Source organism: Ruegeria sp. BA2 (assembly GCF_056539605.1).
Genome location: NZ_JBQFVE010000002.1, coordinates 25,215 through 46,475, shown reverse-complemented (window position 1 = coordinate 46,475; position 21,261 = coordinate 25,215). Strand labels below are relative to the sequence as shown.

13 protein-coding genes and 1 pseudogene are annotated in these 21,261 nt (G+C 55.2%); all 14 read right to left on the bottom strand.

The features are described from left to right. Position 1: 1 nt before the first annotated feature. Positions 2-724 (bottom strand): protein phosphatase 2C domain-containing protein, encoded by a 723-nt coding sequence (locus tag ACR0NN_RS04890; protein ID WP_170725818.1) that lies wholly within the window; start codon positions 722-724, stop codon positions 2-4. After that, the gene (tagF, locus tag ACR0NN_RS04885; protein WP_170725813.1) at positions 721-1,407 is read right to left on the bottom strand and encodes a type VI secretion system-associated protein TagF; all 687 of its coding nucleotides are present in this window, start codon (positions 1,405-1,407) and stop codon (positions 721-723) included. The genes ACR0NN_RS04890 and tagF overlap by 4 nt, the downstream gene beginning before the upstream one ends. Further along, entirely contained in the window at positions 1,407-4,979 is a 3,573-nt protein-coding gene (tssM, locus tag ACR0NN_RS04880; RefSeq protein WP_170725805.1) for a type VI secretion system membrane subunit TssM, read from the bottom strand. Before tssM ends, tagF begins: the two co-directional genes overlap by 1 nt. Beyond that, a complete protein-coding gene (gene icmH / locus ACR0NN_RS04875; RefSeq protein WP_170725801.1) occupies positions 4,979-6,400 on the bottom strand; it encodes a type IVB secretion system protein IcmH/DotU in 1,422 nt (473 codons plus the stop codon). Before icmH ends, tssM begins: the two co-directional genes overlap by 1 nt. Before the next feature lie 94 nt (positions 6,401-6,494). Next, positions 6,495-7,835 carry a type VI secretion system baseplate subunit TssK gene (tssK, locus tag ACR0NN_RS04870; RefSeq protein WP_170725794.1) on the bottom strand — a complete coding sequence of 447 codons (1,341 nt, stop codon included), beginning with the start codon at positions 7,833-7,835 and terminating at the stop codon, positions 6,495-6,497. A gap of 38 nt (positions 7,836-7,873) precedes the next feature. Beyond that, positions 7,874-9,343 carry a type VI secretion system-associated FHA domain protein TagH gene (tagH, locus tag ACR0NN_RS04865; protein ID WP_170725790.1) on the bottom strand — a complete coding sequence of 490 codons (1,470 nt, stop codon included), beginning with the start codon at positions 9,341-9,343 and terminating at the stop codon, positions 7,874-7,876. A gap of 10 nt (positions 9,344-9,353) precedes the next feature. Beyond that, entirely contained in the window at positions 9,354-9,563 is a 210-nt protein-coding gene (locus ACR0NN_RS04860) for a PAAR domain-containing protein (RefSeq protein ID WP_480684322.1), read from the bottom strand. Positions 9,564-9,664: 101 nt separating this feature from the next. After that, positions 9,665-10,276, bottom strand: a complete 612-nt coding sequence (locus ACR0NN_RS04855) for a DUF6931 family protein (RefSeq protein ID WP_170725785.1) — start codon at positions 10,274-10,276, stop codon at positions 9,665-9,667. A gap of 12 nt (positions 10,277-10,288) precedes the next feature. Further along, entirely contained in the window at positions 10,289-12,400 is a 2,112-nt protein-coding gene (locus tag ACR0NN_RS04850; RefSeq protein ID WP_170725782.1) for a type VI secretion system tip protein TssI/VgrG, read from the bottom strand. Between the two features lie 40 nt (positions 12,401-12,440). Continuing rightward, positions 12,441-15,548, bottom strand: coding sequence for a type VI secretion system contractile sheath domain-containing protein (locus ACR0NN_RS04845; RefSeq protein WP_480684320.1), 3,108 nt, complete (start codon positions 15,546-15,548; stop codon positions 12,441-12,443). A 285-nt stretch (positions 15,549-15,833) separates the two neighbouring features. Further along, positions 15,834-16,331 (bottom strand): annotated as a pseudogene (tssB, locus tag ACR0NN_RS04840) (type VI secretion system contractile sheath small subunit); the annotation flags it as partial. After that, on the bottom strand, positions 16,324-17,178 hold the full coding sequence (locus ACR0NN_RS04835; protein WP_170725770.1) for an ion transporter: 855 nt from the start codon (positions 17,176-17,178) through the stop codon (positions 16,324-16,326). The gene ACR0NN_RS04835 and the pseudogene tssB, both read right to left, overlap by 8 nt. A gap of 66 nt (positions 17,179-17,244) precedes the next feature. Then, the gene (locus ACR0NN_RS04830) at positions 17,245-18,480 is read right to left on the bottom strand and encodes a hypothetical protein (protein WP_170725765.1); all 1,236 of its coding nucleotides are present in this window, start codon (positions 18,478-18,480) and stop codon (positions 17,245-17,247) included. Positions 18,481-18,541: 61 nt separating this feature from the next. Then, the gene (gene tssH, locus ACR0NN_RS04825) at positions 18,542-21,256 is read right to left on the bottom strand and encodes a type VI secretion system ATPase TssH (RefSeq protein WP_170725758.1); all 2,715 of its coding nucleotides are present in this window, start codon (positions 21,254-21,256) and stop codon (positions 18,542-18,544) included. Between the last annotated feature and the right edge of the window lie 5 nt (positions 21,257-21,261).

Sequence of the window (21,261 nt, the reverse complement as noted above, 5' to 3'; positions counted from 1 at the left end):
GTCAAAGAACATCTACCACAATGACCGAGATGTTGTCGGCTCCGCCGCCGTCCAATGCGACTTGTACCAATTGATCGGCAATTGTCTCGATCGGCATTTCGGAGAGGGCTTTTTCGAGCATGGCAAATGTGGCGTATTTGCTTAGGCCATCTGAACATATCAAAAATCGGTCGCCCGGTTGGACCTCGCCCCGGATTTTGTCCAGTTCCAGTTCGTCGCCGACACCGACGGCGCGTGAGATAGCATTGGACTGAGGATGTTGTTCCGCTTCGTCCCAGGTCAATTGCCCGGCCAAGACAAGCTCTGCGACTAAGGAATGATCTGTGGTCAACATCTGGATCTTGCCGTCACGCAACAGATAGATTCGACTGTCACCGGCCCAAAGACCAACAAAGTGGCCATTTGCCAGCATCATGCATGCTACGGTCGTGCCGATGGTTCCACCGCCACGTGCTTCGGCCTCTTGTCGGATCACGGTATGTGCCTTTTGAAGAACGTCACGCAACATAGTCAGGCGGTCCGAAGGCGGCAGACCCGGTGGGATCGCAGCTACCATGTCGGCGACCAATCGACTGGCATAATCACCTGCTTCGTGCCCACCCATCCCGTCGGCCACCATCCACAGGCTTTCCTCTGGCAATGCCAGCACCGCATCTTCGTTGACTTTACGCCTAAGGCCTACATGGCTGCGAGCGCTGTACCGGACACGGCGACTTGAATTCATATTGGTTTGGCCTCGGTCCACATAGCAGAGTGCAGGTTGAACAAGCCTTGCATGTTTGGTCCATCCGGTAAACCTTCGCAGACCATCATCCTGGGCACCCCGCCAATTTCGGTGCCCCAAACACTCGGGCTGCGATAGTTTTGTGACAACAATCCTGCGGCCAGATCGGGGAGCACGCTGTCAGAAACTTCGCTTCGCGTCATTATCGTGGTTGCGCCAAGCGACCGGACCGGTGCGGTGGGCTGTTGCACAGGCACCACCAGATCAGAAAGCTCTTCGCTCAGCTTTTCTTTGGTCATGTCGTCCTCAAGCGCAGCCAGAGCTAGGTCTTCCAACTTTCGAAAAGTCTCGACGGCGCGAAAATGTGCCAGAATCGCTGAACCTTCGTTGGAAACCGTCGCCGCAAGCGTCAGAGGAAAGCGCCTTCCAACACGATCTACCGAGGGCATCAGCACCCCCAGCATTTTTTGTGGTCCGGCTAACCCCGGCGAAAGACAAAACCGCCAGATCGGCGCTGACATATAATGGGCATCCCAATCCTGCCCCAGCGCTTGCGAAGTCTCCAACATGCAGCGCTGGATCCACGTGTCCCACGGCTGAACAAAGGTCGACGGCACCGCGATCCGGAAAAAGTCTCCGACCGAGGGCATTTTACCAAAAGCACCAAATCCGGCCTGCTGCATTAGAACGACTTCGGGCAGCTGAACTTTTGCAGCGCTGGCAGGGCAAACGGGTTGATGACCGATCCAGACTGAAGCTGGAAGATCGCGATACGCCCACCGACATTAAAGATGACCTTTTTACGGTCCGAGACATTGGTGCGCCGCACCTCAGCCGCATCCAGCAATCGAAACCAAGCCCACGGCCCATCCTTCGACAGCACGCTTTCGATATTGCGTTTTTCTGGTTCAAAGCTGACCCGTGCCAAACCGACTGAGCCCGGCCAAGTCACAGCCAGCGGCGACGGTAACCCACCCCGGTGGCGGAATTCCAGCGACTGACCGTCAATCTCAAGCGTTACACCCTTGGCCTTCGGATCAAGTGCTTCCGGCATGATCTGGAATTGAATCTGCGGCTGCGGACCGGCCGCAAAAAATGCCTCTTTGATTTCAGCAGCGTTCTGGAACTGGGTCAGAACCGCTTGGCTGATACCGAGATCCGCTTCATTCACACCGGATTTCCACGACCATGGGCGCGTGCGCATGTCCACGTGTTTGGCCAGGTTATCGATAAAGAACGTATCGATCAGACCTTGCGGACCGAACAGCCTGGCAAAATCGCCCATGGCCACATCAGCCCCCGAACGACGATTAAACGGGTAGCGATCCGAGACGACCTGTTCGCAGAACGGAAGCACATTCGCCTGCCACCGCGCATTGATCGAAGAACGGGTGCTGTCAGAGGTGATACCCGACGAGCCGTCGATGATTTGTACAGCCCAGCGTTCCATTGGGCCGGGAATGCGGGCTGCTTCCTGCTGAAATTGCTGCAAAGCTTGACCTGTCTGGCCGCCCGAAACGCCGCTGAAGGACATCTTGTTCAGTTCCTGATAAACACCGGTCAGTGAACCAATCAAAAGATCCAATTGCGAAGGCTGGCCTTCCTGCTGGTTGACCAACTGATGCAACCAGTCAAACCGATCTTCAACATATTGCCCGGGTGCTTGCACCGGTTCCGACGATCCCGCACCACTGGATTTCGCCAGAGCCTCCAGCAAAATCTGCGTCTGAACCGAAGTTGCAGATTGCAATTCGATACTGGCCGCGTCAGACAGCCCCTCATTCAGGGCTTCGTTCCCCCCCAAGATCGACCGGTTTTCCGTCAGCTTGGTCTCATCCGAAATCGCGTTTAGAACATTCACAATAGGCGAAGTTGGTCCTGACAGTACGTTGGTGACCTCTACCGCGTGGCTGAGGCTTTCCATGGGTACGATGTCTATATCCCCAAGCATCGCGTCATAGCGTGCGATATAGTCGTTGTAATAAAGGTCCAGAACATCGCGGCTGAGCGCGGCCAATGCCTGCTCGGTCTGTTCCGCCTCACCACGCGGCCCCAGAACCCAGCTTTCTTTCTGCACGCGTTTGGCAACGCCGATGGCCTCGCCAAGGAAAACATCATTAAAGCCCTTATAGGTGAATATCCCCTCGATCCCATCGTTCAGTGGCTTGCCTGAGGACCGCACCAGAACGCGGCCAACGGCCGGTCCGCCTACTTCGGTTATCCGCCAATCTGGCAATGCGGTTGCAGCCGGGCTGGAAACGATGCCGTTATATACCCGTTGCGCCAGCGGCAGTTCTGAGAGGATACCTTGAATCTGATCGACCATCGGGCCGTTAAGCGCAACTTCTTGCATTGGCTGGCCAAGCATTGCGTCCAAATGGTCATTCAGATCAGCGCGGAATTCCTCTCGCGTGGGTCCGGGGAAGGAAACCGACCAATCGATATTCATCCATTCCTTGACTAATTCGGGGTTCATTGGCCCCTGCAATCCCAGCATAAGATAGACCTTGAGAGCCTCGTACAAAACATCAGGATTGTTGATATTGGCGCTCATCTGCTCCTCAAGACGCAGCAGCAACCGAGGCAGAAAACGTTGGTTCAACGCGGCACGGTAGGTCTGCGCCGCCTGGGTCCCGATTACGTCACCCTGATAGAGCCCATAGGTCAGGCGCGTTTCCGGGTCCGGGTCAGACAACGTTGGATTGGCAGGTAGATCGCGTAACGTATTAAGCGCCTGAACAACCGGCACCAGATCGGTATCTCCAACCGGGCTGGGCGGCAGCGTCGCGGCAGCGGCTTGATAGGCCGACACACCCTCTTGCGCATCGGCGATCAGATCGGAGTTGCCCATGAAACTACGCACTAGCAAAGCACCAACACCGATCGCGGCAATAACGGTGGCTGCCATGGAAGCCCATTTGGTGATCTTGTAACGGCGTTCCACCTTGTCGTCTGCACTGACCAGACCAGCCTCGCGGAAGATCACCTGATCAAACAGGCGCGTTAGAAAGTAGGACCGACCCGACCCCTGCCCTGAACCGATAGCCTGACGCCCGATCCCGAATGTCCGGGCCATGCCCAACATCAAACGGTCAATCGGCGTTCCCTCTTGCGTACCAGAGGTGAAATACACCCCGCGCAGCATGTGGCGATGCTGATAGCGGCTATCCTGAAACACTTCGGTCAAGAATTCATGCGCCACTTTACGAACCGAGGCGACCTGCATCGGGAAACCTGCAATCAAAGCCCGGCGTTGCGGATCGGTCTCTGTCTGCATCCGTTCGAGCGATTGTGCGTTCAGACGTCCCAAAAGCTGGGAAAACTCGTCGTCAAATGCAGCCACCGGGGACTGTTCCGATTTCGATTTATCCAGTGGCAGAGTAAATCCCCAGACCTGTTCGCGATCTTCCTTGCCAAGATTGTCGTAGAACTCTGCAAAACCCGCGATCAGATCGGCCTTCGTGAACAGGATATAGACAGGGAAGCGCACGCCGAGTTTCTCGCGCAGTTCTTCCAGACGGCGGCGCACTGCCTTGGCATGCTCTTTCTGCGTGATCTCATCCTGCAGGGATAAATCCGAAAGCGAAATCGCGATCATCGCGCCGTTGATCGGCTGCCGTTTGCGGTACTTCTTGAGCAGATTCAAGAAGCCCACCCAAGCCGCATTGTCGACCTGCGCATCGCTCTCTTGTGTGGTGTATCGTCCGGCCGTGTCAATCAGAACCGCGTTTTCGGTAAACCACCAATCGCAATTTCGCGTGCCGCCTACCCCGCCAATTGCGGTTTTACCCATTTCGTCGGCAAGCGGAAAATTCAGGCCCGAATTCACAATCGCCGTGGTCTTGCCCGCACCCGGTGGGCCAATCATTACATACCACGGCAACTCATTCAGATGACGCCGCCCATTCTTTGACTTGCGAAGAGCCGCCATAGCCGTTTTCAACTTGCCGCGCAGTTCTGCGATCTCGCTATCGATCATGTCACCGCCATCGCTGACGGATTCCGTAATCTCTTCGGTCAGTTGCTTGTCGCGGCGCCGGCGGACAAAGAAAACAATCAACGCAATGATGAGAGAAATCGAGTAGATGACGCCGCACCAGATCAGCCGTGTACCCACCCCAGCCAATGGGCGCCACTCATCAGAACCGATCAGCGGGCCAAAGAAATACAGGCACAATGACAAGGCCGTGGCTGTGAACAAAAGTACGGTGTAGATCGACAGAAATACGTACTTCAATAGTCTGAGGAACCGCATCAGTTCTCCTCCTGGACCAGCAAGACTTCAATCCGGCGATTGGTCGCCCGACCTTCGCGGGTTGAGTTGTCGGCTATAGGTTCGCTGTCTGCACGGCCTTCAGCGCTAAGGCGATTAGGATCGGACATCTCGCCCGACATCTGTTTCATGACCGATTTGGCCCGCGCCAACGACAGCGCAAGGTTGGACGGGAACCGGGATGAACGGATCGGCACATTGTCGGAATGGCCCGCCACAATTACAGATCCGGGCTCTGCGTTCAGGGCAACCGCTACGCGGCGAACGGGTTCCTGAAACTTGTCCTGTAGGTGATCCGAACCAGACCCAAACATTCCCGATCCCTTGATACGGATGATCAATGTGTTCCCTTTCTCGAAAACCTCGACAAGACCTTCGTCGATCTCGGGCTTCAAGAATTCAACAACCTTTTCAACCTGCGGCTGTGGAGGGGGAGGCGGAGGGGGAGGCGCGCGGCGCTGCAGCTCAGTCACCGGACCTGCGTCAATAACCGACATCTGCCCTACCAAGTTTTCGGTCTTGTTCGACAGAAGGTAGGACAACCCACCAAATTCGATAATCAACAACAGCGCGGTTACACCCAATGCGATCCAAACCGGTTTCCACATGCTGAGCGCGCGATAGGGTTTGTCAGCTCCGGTCCAATGCGGTGACAGATCACGTTCCACCTGGCCACGTTGACCCCGGATGATGCGCGCAAGACCCTGACGTATCTGCAGGTGCTTGTCTGGCCCCCCCTGCTCAACACGCAAGCGGCCCTCAAATCCCAAGGACAGGCACATATAAACAAACTCGAGCAATTCGATGTTGTTAGCCGGGTCCTGTTCGAGTCGCGCCAGCAGATCATAGAACCGGTCTCCGCCCACAGTTTCGCGATGAAACGTACCAACCAGAGACTGCGTTGCCCAACTGGATTGCCCACCCCAAGGCGTATTCAGAACCACGTCATCCAGCGTTGCACATAACGCATATCGTGCGATCTTGACGGTCTGCGCTGGAATACCAGCTTGAAGGGCTGCGTTTTCAAAGCTCCGAACTTCGGCAACAACGCTTTGGCGCAGTTTGTCAGGATCCATGTGCTGCGCCCGGTTGCGTATTCGGCTTACAAGCGAAAACAGAGGTGCAGCACAGGCGTTCAGGCGGTTCATACCGGTAACGGCAACATCGTCCCCTCCACCTGCAGGGGGCTGCGACTGCTGCTGTTGGGTCGGTGGAACCCCAAAGGCCTGCCCACTCATCGCAGGTCCCGCTGGCTGCTGCATCGGGTCTGGATATCCAGCTGGTTGCGGCGGAGGCGCAGGTTGTTGCGGCGCACCCCCAGCCTGACGCCGTCCGCCCGGGTTGGGTCGGATCACCGTTTTGTCGGTATCGTCCGGTTCGGCAAATGGATCTTTATCGGACATCGTTTGACCTGTTCCTACACGGCACCCAACTCAAAAAGTGACCCAGTTGGGTTGCCTATCAATATTTCTGCGCAACTCGGTGTCACACTGACACCTATTGGTTGCGTATTGCCCACAGTTCCATCTCCAGACCTGGATACTGGCCAGAAACATGGACCGCGATGCCCCCCGAAGTGGTCATCTTACTCCAATAGGGACTGGCTGCGTCCAACTCGAAATAAACCACGCCCGAATGATAGGGTATTTGTCGCGGAGCCACGGGCAGTGGGCGCAAAGTGATCCCCGGCAAAGCCGAGTTTACAAGCTGACGGATTTCTTCGACAGGCCCTGTCTTGGCCTGCCCCGCAAAGTGACGCCGCACATCTTCCGCCGGTATATCGGCATTCACTGCCAACACAAAACCCGCGCTTCCGATCAGCTTGCGATCTGCAATCACCCCCACGCTGATGCCGTATTTGCGTGGCTCTAATGGAATTGAGATCGCAGTCTGTTCCAGAACCGAGCTGAGATATTGACGCAAAGTTCGGATGACCGGCGCAAAGCTGTCCGTCAGGCTATCATGTTGATAGGCTGGGAACTGAACCGCTTCTTTCTCTGCGCTCATGAAAGTCGCCAGTTCACCGGCTAAAGCTGCACACACACGGTAGGTGTGCTCAGGATGGACATTTTCGATATTCGCAAAATGACGCACCAGAGGCAGGTTTCGGTTGATCACCATCAGCAACAGGAAATCTGAAATTTCAGCCGCCCCCTTAGCTGGCCCGCCTTCGGATAAGCGTCCGGCCAAAGTTTGCATGCGGTGGGATAACATACCCTCAAGCTCGTTCATGAAGCCCGCCAAAGCAGGCGCGGCGCGCACATCCAATACCGAAGGAATGAAGCCGCGGTCCAGAATGATTTCCTTGTCCGGTCGCACTTCAATAATCTTGGCAATTGGAATGGCCAGCTTGTCAGCCAGATCATCGACCGCAAGAGCGAATTGTAACCTCAGCTTGCCGACGCCCAGAGTGACCGGCTTCTTTTGCTGGCTCATCACGTCTGTAATTTCCTGTTCGGCCGGACGCAGGCGGCTGACCGATTGTTCAGCACCGCTCAAATCAACTTCGGACGAACCTTGTCTTCGCTGCGGGACAGTCAGGTATACAACGCAATCCTTTATGGTTTCGGGCACTTCCAACGCAGGCGGGTGATCTTCGGCCTGTGGCATTCGGAACACCTGCCCGTCCGGAGTCAGACCCGAACAGGATTTCAGCGCGAATTGCCCGACTTTGAGAACCTCGTCATCAATCTCCAATGCGCTGACGCCCCAGGCGTATGGTGTCACACGCCGCGCCAAGCCAGCCACCAAAGCTTCGGTGTACCGATCAGCCTGCTGGAAATGATGGGGCTGCAGAAACAACCCTTCGGTCCAAAGCACTTTGCTGTCCCAGGACAATGGCTGCCCTCCCTTGCTCTTGTCGCCCTAGCCGGACGTTATTTCAGCTTTTCCAGCTGTTCCTTATAGGCTCGCGCGAATTCCCGGCTAAAGAGATCATGAAAATCGTTCTCTGCCTGATCCGAGATATCGGCATACATCTTCTCGTAGACTTCCCAGTACTGGGCTTTCTTACCCTTCAAAAGTGACCCAAGTTTGCCGGAACCCTCAATTTTTTGCGCCAGAACCTCGGGATCCAATCGGGCCAACACGCCTTTAAGCGCCGCTTCCATGCCGGTAACCATCGCAACCTCATGGGCTTTGATATCGTTCAGCGCTTGTTCAGTGGCTTCTTCGGCTGCCAGGTAACCTTTGACCCTGGGTTTGACCAAAGCTTCAATGGCTTGTTCAGGGCTGATCGAGAATTTGAGCGGATTGTTCCCGCCCGCATTGATCATCGTCTGCTCAATACGGAATTCAGATTTGATCGAGGTGCGGGTCATAAGGATTTCCCGCAAGCCCGTGATCATTACACGCATAACGCGGCCCATACGCCCCATTGTGGCGGGCAAATCCGTATCGTCGATCCGCAAATCGTCGATTTCCAGTGCTTCTAGCAATGCACGCGCCGCCAACTGGTTTTCGGTTGATCCAGTGGCTGGAACAGCAGGCTGCACCTCGGGTGACTTAGCTTCAGGCGCAGGCGGTTTAGGGATGGGTGTTGAAGACGGTTGTCCACCAGCCTGCCCGCCCGGAATTGGTTTCACGGGTGGTGGCGGCGCAGGTTCAGGCTTTGTTGGTTCAGGCGCCGCGAACGGATCAGATGCCGATCCCCCGGCTGGCGACAACAGATCGTCGTCCCAATCATCGGGGATCAGGTTTGCACCCCCTTCGGCTTTTGGTGCCGCAAATGCATCAGTCGGCGAAGGATTATGCATCGGATCACTGGCGCCCATGTCCTGATGCACGTCCTTCGGTTTCGCGAAGAAAGGATCGTCATCATCAAGCGGCGGCAGCAGCTCATCCATTGGATCCGGCGTCGCAATCTGTCCCGGCCCTTTTGCATCCCCGCCCAGCAGATCATCCAGAAAATCGCCGCCGGGCGCTGCATCGTCCAATAGTGACAACGGATCAGGGGCATTCTGAGATTGCCCTGGCGAGACGCCTGCCTGCTGCGCAGGTGGCGGGATCATTTCTTCAAAGCTTGGCAGATCAGCCCCGATCTCGAGCACCATTTCGTAGCCACCTGCAGTCAGAACATCGCCATTATTCAGGGGCGTTGGAGTCCGACCTAATGGAATCTTTGAGTAGTTGAGGAACGTGCCATTTGTCGACAAGTCCACGATCACAACATTGCCGTTGTGGTCCTCTATGACGAAGTGGTTCTTGCTCAAGGTCCGCTCTGGGTCAGGCAATACAAGGTCGTTGGCTGGGCCGCGCCCAACGGTCAATGAGCCCCCCTGCATCGATACCGGGCGCCCGTCGCCCGGTACGATACCGGTGGATTGGAATTTTAGTGTGACCGTCATACGTGTGACTTCATCCTCCAACCAGAACGGTGGGGCAGCACGGCGGCAAAATCACGCCACCACAGGCGCAGGTATCCGTGACACGCGCCGCTGGAAGTTTGCTGATCAACACCGTTGCGGATCCCTTTAAGATAGGGTGCGGAAATGCCGGGGTAGCCAGATCTGTCATGCGTGCAGCTGGTAGTTTCGAAACCAAAACAGTTGGACAACAGGGCGGCATGATTGGCATTGGCACAGGCGCAGGTGGCGGTGGCGCTGGCGGCGGAGCCGGAAGTGTGCATGCGTGCAAATCAGTTACACGAGCTTGCGGAAATCCCATGTCTAATCCTCTGCCTCATTACCGGTCGCGTCGCGATCCAGTTTACCATTCCCCCCCCGAGCAATATCGACGCCGCGATCAATCAGCAACTGTACATAAGCGTCAAAATCGCCATCATGGTTATCCATCGCAACAACATTCATCGCAAAAGCCAGGATTTCGGCCGCACCCGGCGGGGCTGGCATGTTCGCCAAATCACCGGTTCCCAGGGTCCCTTCCGAATATAGCACGCCCATGGCGCAGTTCACCGTTTCATCGTCAGGGTCCGCCAGCTCAATGGTTTCCTCTGCTTTTTCGCGGTTTTCCTCGGTCGGGCGGAACACCCATTCCTCGGACGCAGCCAGCGACGGTGTGTTGTTTTCAGGCGCTTCGCCCACATAATCACGTGCAGCCAGACATGACCACCAGACGCGCTCGCGTGGCGGCAGAGCAACACCCAAAAGGCGCAATATGTCGATAAAGGCCTCTTTCTCGTCAAGCTCGCCCAGCACGGCCTCCAACGGTGCACTGGCCGGAGCGTCGAGTTTTGTGCTTAACCGTGCATGGGCATCGGCCAGCATCCGCGCAGCAGGCACTTGCTGAGTCTTGGTCATTCCAACAAATCGTTCACTCATCGTTTCGCGCCTCTAGTTGATCATGGTCAGCCCACCCTTAAGGGTAAGCATCGCGTCGCCATTCACCGTCGTCATCGGGCTTTTTGCGTCCAGCTTGGCGTTGGCTTGAACTTTGATCATCGTGCTCTTGACGGTGATACTCGTCGGATCAAGCTTGATCGAAGATGAGCCGACCTTCAGTTCGATCGATTGCATCGCTGTTACGGTTATCTTACCAGACTTGGCATCTACTTGGATGTTGCCCGTATTCACCGTCGTCGTCTTGTTGCCGGTTTTGATAGTTTCCGTGTTGTTTCCGGTCACGGTGCGGGTGGACTTGCCTTCGATCGTTTCGGTCTGGTCCGTCTTGATTTCCACCGTCTGACTTCCGGTTTCGATTTTGAATGTGTGGTCACCCTCTTTGATCGTCTCATCCACGTTTTTCTTGACGACCTGGCTCAAACAGCCATCGCCGCCATTGCCGCCCTTGTCCAGCTCGTCATATCCGATGGTGATGGTGGACTTGTTCTTAACCAGCTTCTCGTGATCCTTCTGAGCCTGAAAGCGGACAAGTTCTGCGTCTTTTTTGTCCTCGAACATCAGTTCATTGAAAGTCTTGGTACTGCCCTCCTTACTGGTCCGTGTCACGATCCCCGATTTGGTTGCATTTGCGGGCAGCGCATAAGGCGGCATCGTGTCGGCATTATACAGCATTCCGGTGCAAATGGGCCTGTCAGGATTCCCTTCTTCGAACTGAATTACGACTTCCTGACCGATACGAGGAATATGGATCATGCCCCAGTTCTTGCCCGACCAAGGCGTGACCACCCGCACCCAACAGGTTGTCTTTTCGTCCTTTTTGCCTTCGCGGTCCCAATGAAACTGAACTTTGATACGGCCATATTTATCGGTGTATATCTCTTCGCCGCTTGGCCCGGTTACGATCGCGGTTTGCAGACCGGAAATTTCCGGCCAGGGGGTAACTTGCGGCGACCGGCAATGGATCGAGCTGTCCAGCGCGTCGAAACTGGACGCATAAATGTCCTGTGCGTAGTCGGGAAACTCAAGATAGTTGTCCACGTCTGTTACGATATTAACGCTTGTGCCCTCATGCGTCAGGGCTGTGTCGTCGTAAGCGTCAGTTGCCTGCATGTAATGCGTTGCACCTTTGATCAGATACTCAAAGCCTTTCACATCATCACGTTCGCCAGCCTTAAACAGGTAACCCGTTGCCAGACGCCAGACAGTGCTGGTGCCACTGACCGGACGCGACTGCTGTTCTTCACCGTCCATATACGCAGTTCCGTGGGCTTTCCCCAAGTTGGTATTGCTTCGGTGATGTCCGGGGTAATCATAGTGTTCCAATTTCTTGTAGGAATGCTTCTGCGACAGTTGCCCATTCCCCCGGACGGTCGGCTTGGCATTGGGTTTTTCAAAGTCCCAATCATTGAATTCGACCAAGCCCTGACTGATCCGTTCGCCATATTGGAAGCTTGTGATGGAATCATCGGTTTTCTGGTCAGAGCCCGACCCGACAATGATATCCAACGTCGAACCCCTGGGCAGCGATTTGTGGGCTGACTTGGAGTCGCACAAGACCAGTTTTTCTTCCGAAACAGTCGGATAATCGAAGAAGTAATAGATCCCCTCCTGCTCCATCAGGCGCGACAGAAAATCGAAATCGGATTCACGATATTGCACCGTGTACTCACGCTGTAGGTATGTCTCCGAAGTCTTATTCTGCAGATCCGCGCCAAAACCATGTTCACCGATAATCTTCTGGATGATTTCGATGACGGTCATGTTCTGGAAAATGCGCGAGTCTGTTGTTTTTGTCAGCAACCAGAACCACGGCCGAACGTCGAACAACAGGTGTACCAATCCGCCCCGCAGGGCCAGCTTGGTCACACCGGCAACAATACCACTGAAACTGCGGGTATCTCCTGCCGCATCAGTCAACACGATCGACATGCTCTGGCCCAGAAGATCCTGCAATTTGACGTCCTGTTTTTTACACAAAGCCTCGACGCGAATCTCGCTCAGGCGGCCCGTCTGCTCATTCACGATGGCCTTGCGGATAACCCAGTCGTCGGGATCACCGCCAAAGCTTGTCTGCATACTCAAGGGCTGCTTGTTGTCCGCCATCGTTCTTCCTTTCAAACCCTATTACCCACTACGGCCCCGGTTAAAGATCGGCCAATAGCGCCGCCAGTTCGGGATCCAATTCTTCTTCGTCGTCTTCGTCGGTGTCGTCACCGAACGCCGAGAGGAAACCGTCCAGACCGCCCGAGTCGTCATCATCAAGATCCAAATCGAAATCATCGTCAACCAGATCCGGTGTGTCATCATCGCCAAGGTCCAGATCGGGCTCATCGTCCAGACCTAGATCATCCAGATCAAAGTCATCATCCGACGGCGCTTCGTCTACCTCGAGCTCATCCGGTGCATCCGGCACATCGGGCGAAGGTGCCGGAGCCGGAACGCCTGACCATGGCCCAAGAATTTCCTGACCGGCAACGGAATTGAACGAGCCTAGCCTGATCTCATCCCGCCCTTTCACCGACAGCAGGGGCATATAGCCGCGCTGGACCGAGTGCTCGTGTTTATCCAGCGTAATGTTGCGTTCGGTGCAGGGTAGCGCGACCTGATCGCCATATCTGTCATTAACAAAGTAATAGGGCATACCACCAAGGCTCATAACCGAACCCAGGTTCATCGCTTTTCCATTCTGTTTGAAGGATCGCGCCAACAGGACAGCCACCAGAACTGCCGGGTTGGCCCACAGCATCCCGCGCAAGCCTTCGGACTCGGTGAATTCTTCGAAATCAAACTCATAGATCGGTTCAGTTTTCGCTCCGTATGGCCGCCTTAGAAGGAACCGCGGAGAAGCCAGCCCTACATGTCCCGCTTCGGGCATAGCACGCAACGTATCCCAGGCCTTCACAACCAGCGGATGCCGGTCCTCTTTCTTGATATCCAGATACGTCGGAGTAATGGCACTGATAAAAGGTGCGTCCACGTGGGCAGCGACCCGACCGATCCGGCCCAGCAACTCGGCATGGGGTGGCGTTTCCTCAAAGGTGTAAAGACCGATCAATGCGGAATATCCACCACGCCCGTTTTCCTCGTCCAAAGGCTCTTCTGTCAGCAAGCGCACCAAACCGGTCTCAGCCAGATCATCCCCGGCGGCCAAATCGGCGGCTATCTCTTCGGCCGACACATCGTACAGGATCACGTCCAGCGTATCGTCGTCCTCAATGCTGCGCGCGATCAGATCGAGACTGCGCCACTGCGCCTCAACCGATTGGAACTCGGGATGGTGCAACACCATCCGCATCGCCGCACTTAGCGCGTCATCCACTGCAGCCTGCATCGCTGACACGTCAGGGCTGGGGAGTTGGCGGATATGTGGACCGACGACACGCTTAAGCAGATCTTCCACAGGCGAAGCTTGGGCCAGCTCTCCGGTCGTATCGCCAATCAATCTCTGAAAATCGCTGAGTTTCAGGTCGGCGCGCACTGTGTTTCCACCCGAGCTTTTGCGCGGCGGCACTACTGCCTGCCCAAATTCCTCGCCCCATGCGATCAGCTGCTTGGCGGCATGATCCGCCGTTGCCCCTGTGCTGAGCTGTCCTTTCAAACCTGCGAGACCGTCAAACAACTCAACTTTTTCGTAAAGCTCATCAGGGTGCAGATCGTCCAGCTCTTTCAGATCAACCTCGATCCCTGCCCCGTCCTTGCCGAGCGGCAGAACCAGCTTGGTCGCAAAACCCTTGATAACATCCTCGACCGTATCCGGGTCCAACAGGATCGGCTTGCGTGCGGCCAACGCATTACCGGTTTCGATCTGTCCCCTGGCTGAACGGCCCGAAAAGTCACCAAATATTGCCAGACGGAACCGTGTGCGTTTCAAACGCTCCGGATCGGGCCTTTCGGCGCTCATTGTGCCGTAGGCTAGAACTGGTTCGCCATCATGTTCGGCCTCTTCGGCCTTGTCTTCGCTGCCGCCTTCATCAAGATCACTTAGCAAGTCATCCAGATCGTCAGAGCTTTCATCACCGTCGATGTCACTTAGCAAATCATCCAGATCATCTAATTCGCTTGTGTCGTCGGTCTCATCCAACAAGCCTTCGAGATCCAAATCCTCGTCAGTGGAATCCGACTGATCACTCTCATCGCTCAGCACATCATCAAGATCATCAACGCTGATATCTTCCGCTGATAGATCGTCCAACAGACCCTCAAGATCATCCTCTGACTCGGCCTCATTCACAGAAATCTCGTTGAGAAAATCATCGAGATCGTCGTCACCTTCTTCGTCTGCCGAGGGTGTATCCAAATCCGCCAGAAACGCGTCCAAATCATCTTCGTCATTGGATGTATCGTCAGACGCACTGTCCGTGAGATCACTCAAAATTTCGTCGGATTCTTCGGTTTCTTCGACTTCGTCAACATCGGGCATGGCCGCAAGAACGTCATCGATTGTCTCATCATCATCGGCTTCATCAGAAGTCATCTCGGCAAGATCAGACAGCATTGCATCCAAGTCATCTTCTTCATCCGATGTATCAGCAGGTGCACTATCAGCAAGATCACCCAGGATATCGTCAGACTCGTCCGTTTCTTCGACCTCCTCAACATCAGGCATAGCCGCTAAGACGTCATCAATCGCCTCATCATCGTCGGTCTCATCGGGAGACGCTTCGGCTAGATCAGACAGCAACGCATCCAATTCATCGTCTTCGTCCGATGTTTCGTCAGGTGCGCTATCGGCAAGATCACTCAGGATATCGTCAGACTCGTCCGTTTCTTCGGCCTCCTCAACATCAGGCATAGCCGCTAAAACGTCATCGATTACCTCATCCTCGTCGGCCTCATCGGGAGACGCTTCGGCGAGATCTGCCAACAGGTCGTCCAGATCGTCATCTTCATCTATCTCTGGCGCATCCGGGATCGACGACAATGCATGGTCAATGCTGGTGTCCTCTGCTTTATCGTCATTACCCAACTCCGCAAGCTCTGCGAGCACATCGTCGCTTTGATCCTCGTCGGCCAGCTCTTCGAGCTCAGGCAAAGAAGACAGGGCGTCGTCTAGCGTATTGTCTTCGCCTTCATCCAAAGGCGCAGCTTCGGCAAGCTCGGAAAGTACATCTGCAGATGAGTCTTCGTCCTCGGGTTCCGCGACCTCTGATATCGCAGAGAGAACGTCATCGACTGTCTCGCCTTCTTCAGGTTCATCCAGAGCGCTGTTTGCCAGTTCCGCCAACACATCGGCAGATTCATCATGCTCCATTTCAGCAGAGGTTTCGGGAATCGATGAAAGCGCATCCGCAACCGAAGTGTCGGGCGAGTCTTCCTGAGGCGCGCTCGAGGCCAAATCTGACAAAATCTCAGAAGAGCTATCCTCTTCCATGGACGTTTCAATCTCTGGAACCGAAGCCAGAACATCCTCAATCTTGTTTTCTTCGGCGGTTTCAACCTGAACTTCGGGCAGCGACGCCAGGGCATCATCAACCGAAGTGTCGCCAGGCGCATCCTCGGGCGCTTCTGCGCGCAGGGCATTCAGTGTCGCATCATGGTCCTGGTCCGGAACCGCACTGTCGGCAAGTGCACTCAACAATGAGGGGTCGGCGAGTATCTTCTCGATCAGCGCCTCAGCCCCCGTTTTTCCGTCCATATAAGCCATCAGCGTCGATAACTGCGTCCGCGCCTCAAGCAGTTTGCGCAGCGGTTCGATCCGGGCCGCGATCTGAGCCGGGCTAAAATCAGCCATCTTTTCAAAGGTCAGGTCGACCGCCAGATTGCCCTCACCGGTCAGCGTATTGGGCACCGAAAACTCGACCCGCGGTGCCATGGCTTTCATCCGGTCATCGAAGTTATCAACGTCGATCTCAAAGAACTTGCGATCTGTAACATTGGGCGTTTCTACAGTGGACTTGCCAGAAAGATCGCTCATCACCCCCATGACAAAGGGCAGCTGTACTTTCTTTTCAGCACCGTAAAGTTCGACGTCATACTCAATCTGGACTCGTGGCGCGCGATTTCGAGCAATGAATTTTTGCGAACTGTCAGCCATTTGCCTGACCTTTCAATTCTGCCACTTCCTGACGCAGGGCTTTCACCTCGACCAGCAGTTCCTTGACATGATCGTCGACTATGTCGGTTTCACTGCGCACAAGGTCACGCAACACGGAAAACTCCTCAACCGCTTCATCTTCAACGGCAGATTGCATGGTGTTCACCAGCAGACCGATGAACAGGTTGAGCACCGAAAAGGCAGTGATGACGATAAAGGGCACAAAGAATATCCAGGCCGTCGGGTGCGTTTCCATGACCGGGCGGACAATACCCATCGACCAACTTTCCAAGGTCATGATCTGGAACAGGGAATATAGCGAACGCCCCAGCGTACCGAACCATTCGGGAAAGTCCGGGCCGTACATCAGCGTTGCCATCACGGCGAAGACATAAAACACGATTGAAATCATGATAATCACGGCACCCATGCCGGGTAGCGCGTCCAGCAATGCCTGCACCACCGCGCGCATCTGTGGAATGACCGAAAGCAGGCGCATGGCACGGATGACCCGCAACCCCCGTAGCGCCGACAGGCCATCGCGATTGGGCAACAGGCCCAGTGTGACGACCACGAGGTCAAAGATGTTCCAGGCATTTTTGAAGAAACTCAGACGATAGGCATAAAATTTCAGCAGTAGCTCGGCCACGAAAATGCCCAGCACAACCTTGTCGATTACGACAAGAAGATGACCGATGCTGTTCTGCATCGACGATGAGGTCGACAGCCCAAGAGTGATCGCGTTAAAGATAATCACGCCCAGGATGGTGTTGGTTACCGCCTTGCGCTCGACAAACGCACGCACGGTGTCGCGGAGCGTTTCGCTCTTCTCGATACCGGTTTCCAACTTGACCTCCTGTCGTCTTGCTTATGCCGGGCGCAGAGATGACGCGCCCGGCGCTATTGGTCCAGCTTAGCCTACGGCGTCGCTGATATTGTCGATCATGCTTTTCACGGTCTTGATGTTCGTGAACATGTCCTTGGCTTCCGAAGCGATGGTTTTCTTGTCCAGAGCCTTGATCTTGTCGATGATCGCCGTGTCATCCACTTTCAGACCATTGCCTTCCATCAGAGCATTCATCTCGTTCAAGAAGCTCTCTCGATCTTCCAGTTTCTTGGCCAGCGCGCTGGCCGAACGCTTGACGTTCATACACTCGGCACCCAGCTTGATGCCTTCCTTAAGGGTTTTAGAGCTTCTTGCTGCCTTCATGAGCTTGTCGGCAGAACCGCCAAGACTGTCGACTTTATGACGGGTCTTCGTCGTATGCTCGCGGTATTTCTCGCGCGCTTTCTTGGCATCATCCGCCTTGCCTTTGACTGCCTTCGCCGCGAAATCCAGCATGCTCTTTGCGATAGTCTTGGGGTCTTTGCCTTTTGTGACCTCCTCTCCCATCGCGACTGCCTTGGCAGTAAATTTTTTGATCGCTTCCAAGGGTTTTTTCGGAGAGATTCCCGAAGTATCCGTAATACCCTGACGCTCAGCCGCCTGCATGATGGCGGTTTCGCGAAGCTTCATGTAGTTCTGGATTGCTTTGTACAGGTCCTTGCGCAGTTTTTCCTCACCCTTGAGCTGTTGCTGCAGTTCTTTGCCAAGCGAATAAACCTGTTTGGCGATTGTCTTGTAGGCCATCGCATCCGCACCCGATGTCGCAACCAGCCGCGCGACCGCACCGCCGATTTTTATGACACCGACCGACACCTTGACCGTAGTCTTGATACGTGCCTCTTTCAGAAGCTTGTCTTTGTTGGCCTCTTCTTTCAGCTTCTTTTCGATCGCCACTTTGGCCGCGCCTTCGGCCGAGGCCATGGCGTTCTTGATCGACTGATTTACGCCTTGGATCAGCTTTTCGGCTTCGTCCTGGGATTTTTTCCCGGGCGTCTTCATCAAATCACCGACCTTTTTGTCGAGTTTGATTGCTTCTTCAGTGATAGTCTTTTCGTAGTTATCCAGCACTTTCATGCCGGCGTCTTCCAGACGTTTCAGCGCAGTCGAGGGAACCGGATCAGGTTTCTTAAGTTTGCCTGATTTCGTAATCTCAAATTCGACATCGACCCGGTATTTTGGAATTTCGATATATTCAAGCTTTGGCTTGGACCGGATCAGATCAACGACGTAGAACTTGTGCTTGGTTACTGTAGTTTTTGCCATTTAAGGACTCCCTCTACTGGCGATATTCAATTGGTTTGCGACCCGCTTTGATGCGATGCCCTTAGTCAAACCCATAAGTGAAATCGCCGTCTGTGACATTGATCACGACTTTTCTAACTTCTTGGCCTTCCATCATTCTTTTTAGGAATTCAGCCGAAATATCCGGCAACATTGTGTTTGTGACGATGGCATCGATCATGCGACCGCCACTGTCCAACTCCTGACACCGGTTGACGATTTCGTCGACAACAGCGTCAGAGTATTCGAACGGAACCCCATGCGCTTGTTGAACGCGTTTCTGAATGCGCCCCAATTGCAGCTTCGTAATTTCGCCCAACATTTCGGGGCTCAGCGGGTAATAGGGGATCGTCACGAGCCGCCCAAGCAGGGCGGGTGGGAAAACTTTCAAAAGTGGATCGCGCAGGGCCTTGGCCATACCCTCTGGTTCCGGCATCAGATCCGGGTCCGCGCACATATCCATGATCATCTCTGTGCCGACATTAGAAGTCAGCAGGATCAGCGTGTTCTTGAAGTCGATTACGCGTCCCTCGCCGTCCTCCATCACACCTTTGTCGAAGACCTGGAAAAAGATCTCGTGCACGTCGGGGTGAGCTTTTTCGACCTCATCCAGCAGAACCACCGAATAGGGCTTGCGCCGGACCGCTTCGGTCAGCACTCCGCCTTCGCCATATCCGACATAACCCGGTGGCGCGCCTTTCAGGCTGCTGACGGTGTGCGCCTCCTGATACTCAGACATGTTGATTGTGATGACGTTTTGCTCTCCGCCATAAAGCACCTCGGCCAGCGCCAGCGCGGTTTCGGTTTTCCCAACGCCACTGGTGCCCGCCAGCATGAATACACCAATGGGCTTGTTCGGATTATCGAGCCCGGCGCGGCTGGTCTGAACCCGTTTGGCGATCATCTTCATCGCATGGTCTTGGCCGATCACGCGTTTAGCCAGGCGTTCTTCAAGGTTCAGGATGGTTTCGATCTCGTCCTTAACCATTCGACCGACCGGGATACCGGTCCAATCGCCGACCACGCTAGCGACAGCCTGATGGTCCACGATGGGCAAGATCAGGGGGCTATCGCCCTGCAACTCTTCCAATTCGGTGTTCTTTGCCTTCAACTCGGCCAATAGGGCACCTCGGTCAATGGGTTGCGCCTCAGCCTCCTCGGTCGCGGCTTCACCCTCTGCTGTGCCGGTGCCTTCAACTTCCTGCCCGCCTTCACGCAACTTGGCCCGCAGGTTCAGGATTTCTTCCACCACCTTCTTCTCGGCTTCCCACCGCTCGGTAAGTTCTGCCAGCCGAGCCTCTTCCGCCTCTTTCGCGGCATTCACTGCTTCGCGGCGGTCGGCCACATCGTAGCCTGCGGTCTCATCGCGTTCGATAATCTCCAGTTCAGTTGTCAGTGCCTCTATCCGGCGCTGACTGTCATCGACCTCAGCTGGCACCGCGTGCTGAGATACGGCGACGCGCGCGCACGCAGTGTCCAGCAGGCTGACGGACTTATCCGGCAACTGCCGTGCAGGGATGTAACGAGCCGAAAGTGTAACCGCTGCTTCGATCCCTTCGTCAAGCACCTGAACGCGGTGGTGTTTTTCAAGCATTGAAGCGATGCCACGCATCATCAAAACCGCTTTCGGAATGTCCGGCTCTTCCACATGGACGACCTGAAAGCGACGGGTTAGTGCTGGGTCTTTCTCAATGTATTTCTTGTATTCAGCCCAAGTCGTAGCGCCGATCGTACGCAGAGTGCCGCGTGCCAAGGCCGGTTTCAGCAGGTTGGCTGCATCACCGGTTCCGGCCGCACCCCCTGCTCCAACCAATGTGTGCGTTTCATCCACGAACATCACGATCGGAGTTGGGCTGGCCTGCACTTCGTCAATCACCTGGCGCAATCGGTTTTCGAACTCACCCTTCATGGAAGCGCCCGCTTGTAGCAGGCCCACATCCAGCACCAGCAGGCGCACATCCTTCAGCGCCGGGGGCACGTCACCCCGTGCAATCCGCAGAGCAAAACCTTCGACCACGGCGGTTTTACCAACGCCCGCTTCACCCGTCAGGATCGGGTTGTTTTGGCGACGACGCATCAGCACATCGACAATCTGGCGGATTTCCTCATCCCGACCCACAATTGGATCAATCTCACCATTGCGTGCTTGTTCGGTCAGATCAGTACAGAATTGCTCGAGCGCCTCTCCCTTGCCCATCGCGCCCGGGGCCATCGCGCCGCTTGCCTCACCCGGCTCTGCGCCACCGCCCACGGTCGAGCCGTCCTGTGCACCCAACGAATCTTCGGGTGAACCATCGGTTGCTTCAGCAAAATTATCGGCCAGATCGTCGGCGCCAATCTTGGCCAGTTCCGGCGACATGCTGGCCAGAATGTTGCGCAATGCAGGCGTTTTGAGCATGCCTAAGATCAGATATCCGGTTCGCACCTTGCTATCCGAATAGAGCAACGAGCCCCAAACCCAGCCACGCTCCATGGCGTCCATCAGATGGTCAGACAGGTCGGAGATCGAAGATGCCCCGCGCGGCAGCATATCCAAGCTACGGGTCAGTTCCGACGCGATTTTCCCTGGGTCCAGATCATAGTGCTGGATGATGCGGTGAATATCACTGTCCTGGCCGTTCAGTATTTGATGCAGCCAGTGTTGGATTTCGACATAGGGATTGCCTCGCATCTTGCAAAATACGGTGGCCCCCTCGATTGCCTGGTAGCCCAGCTTGTTCAACTTGCCAAACAGCGAAACGCGGCTGATTTCCGTCATCTTCA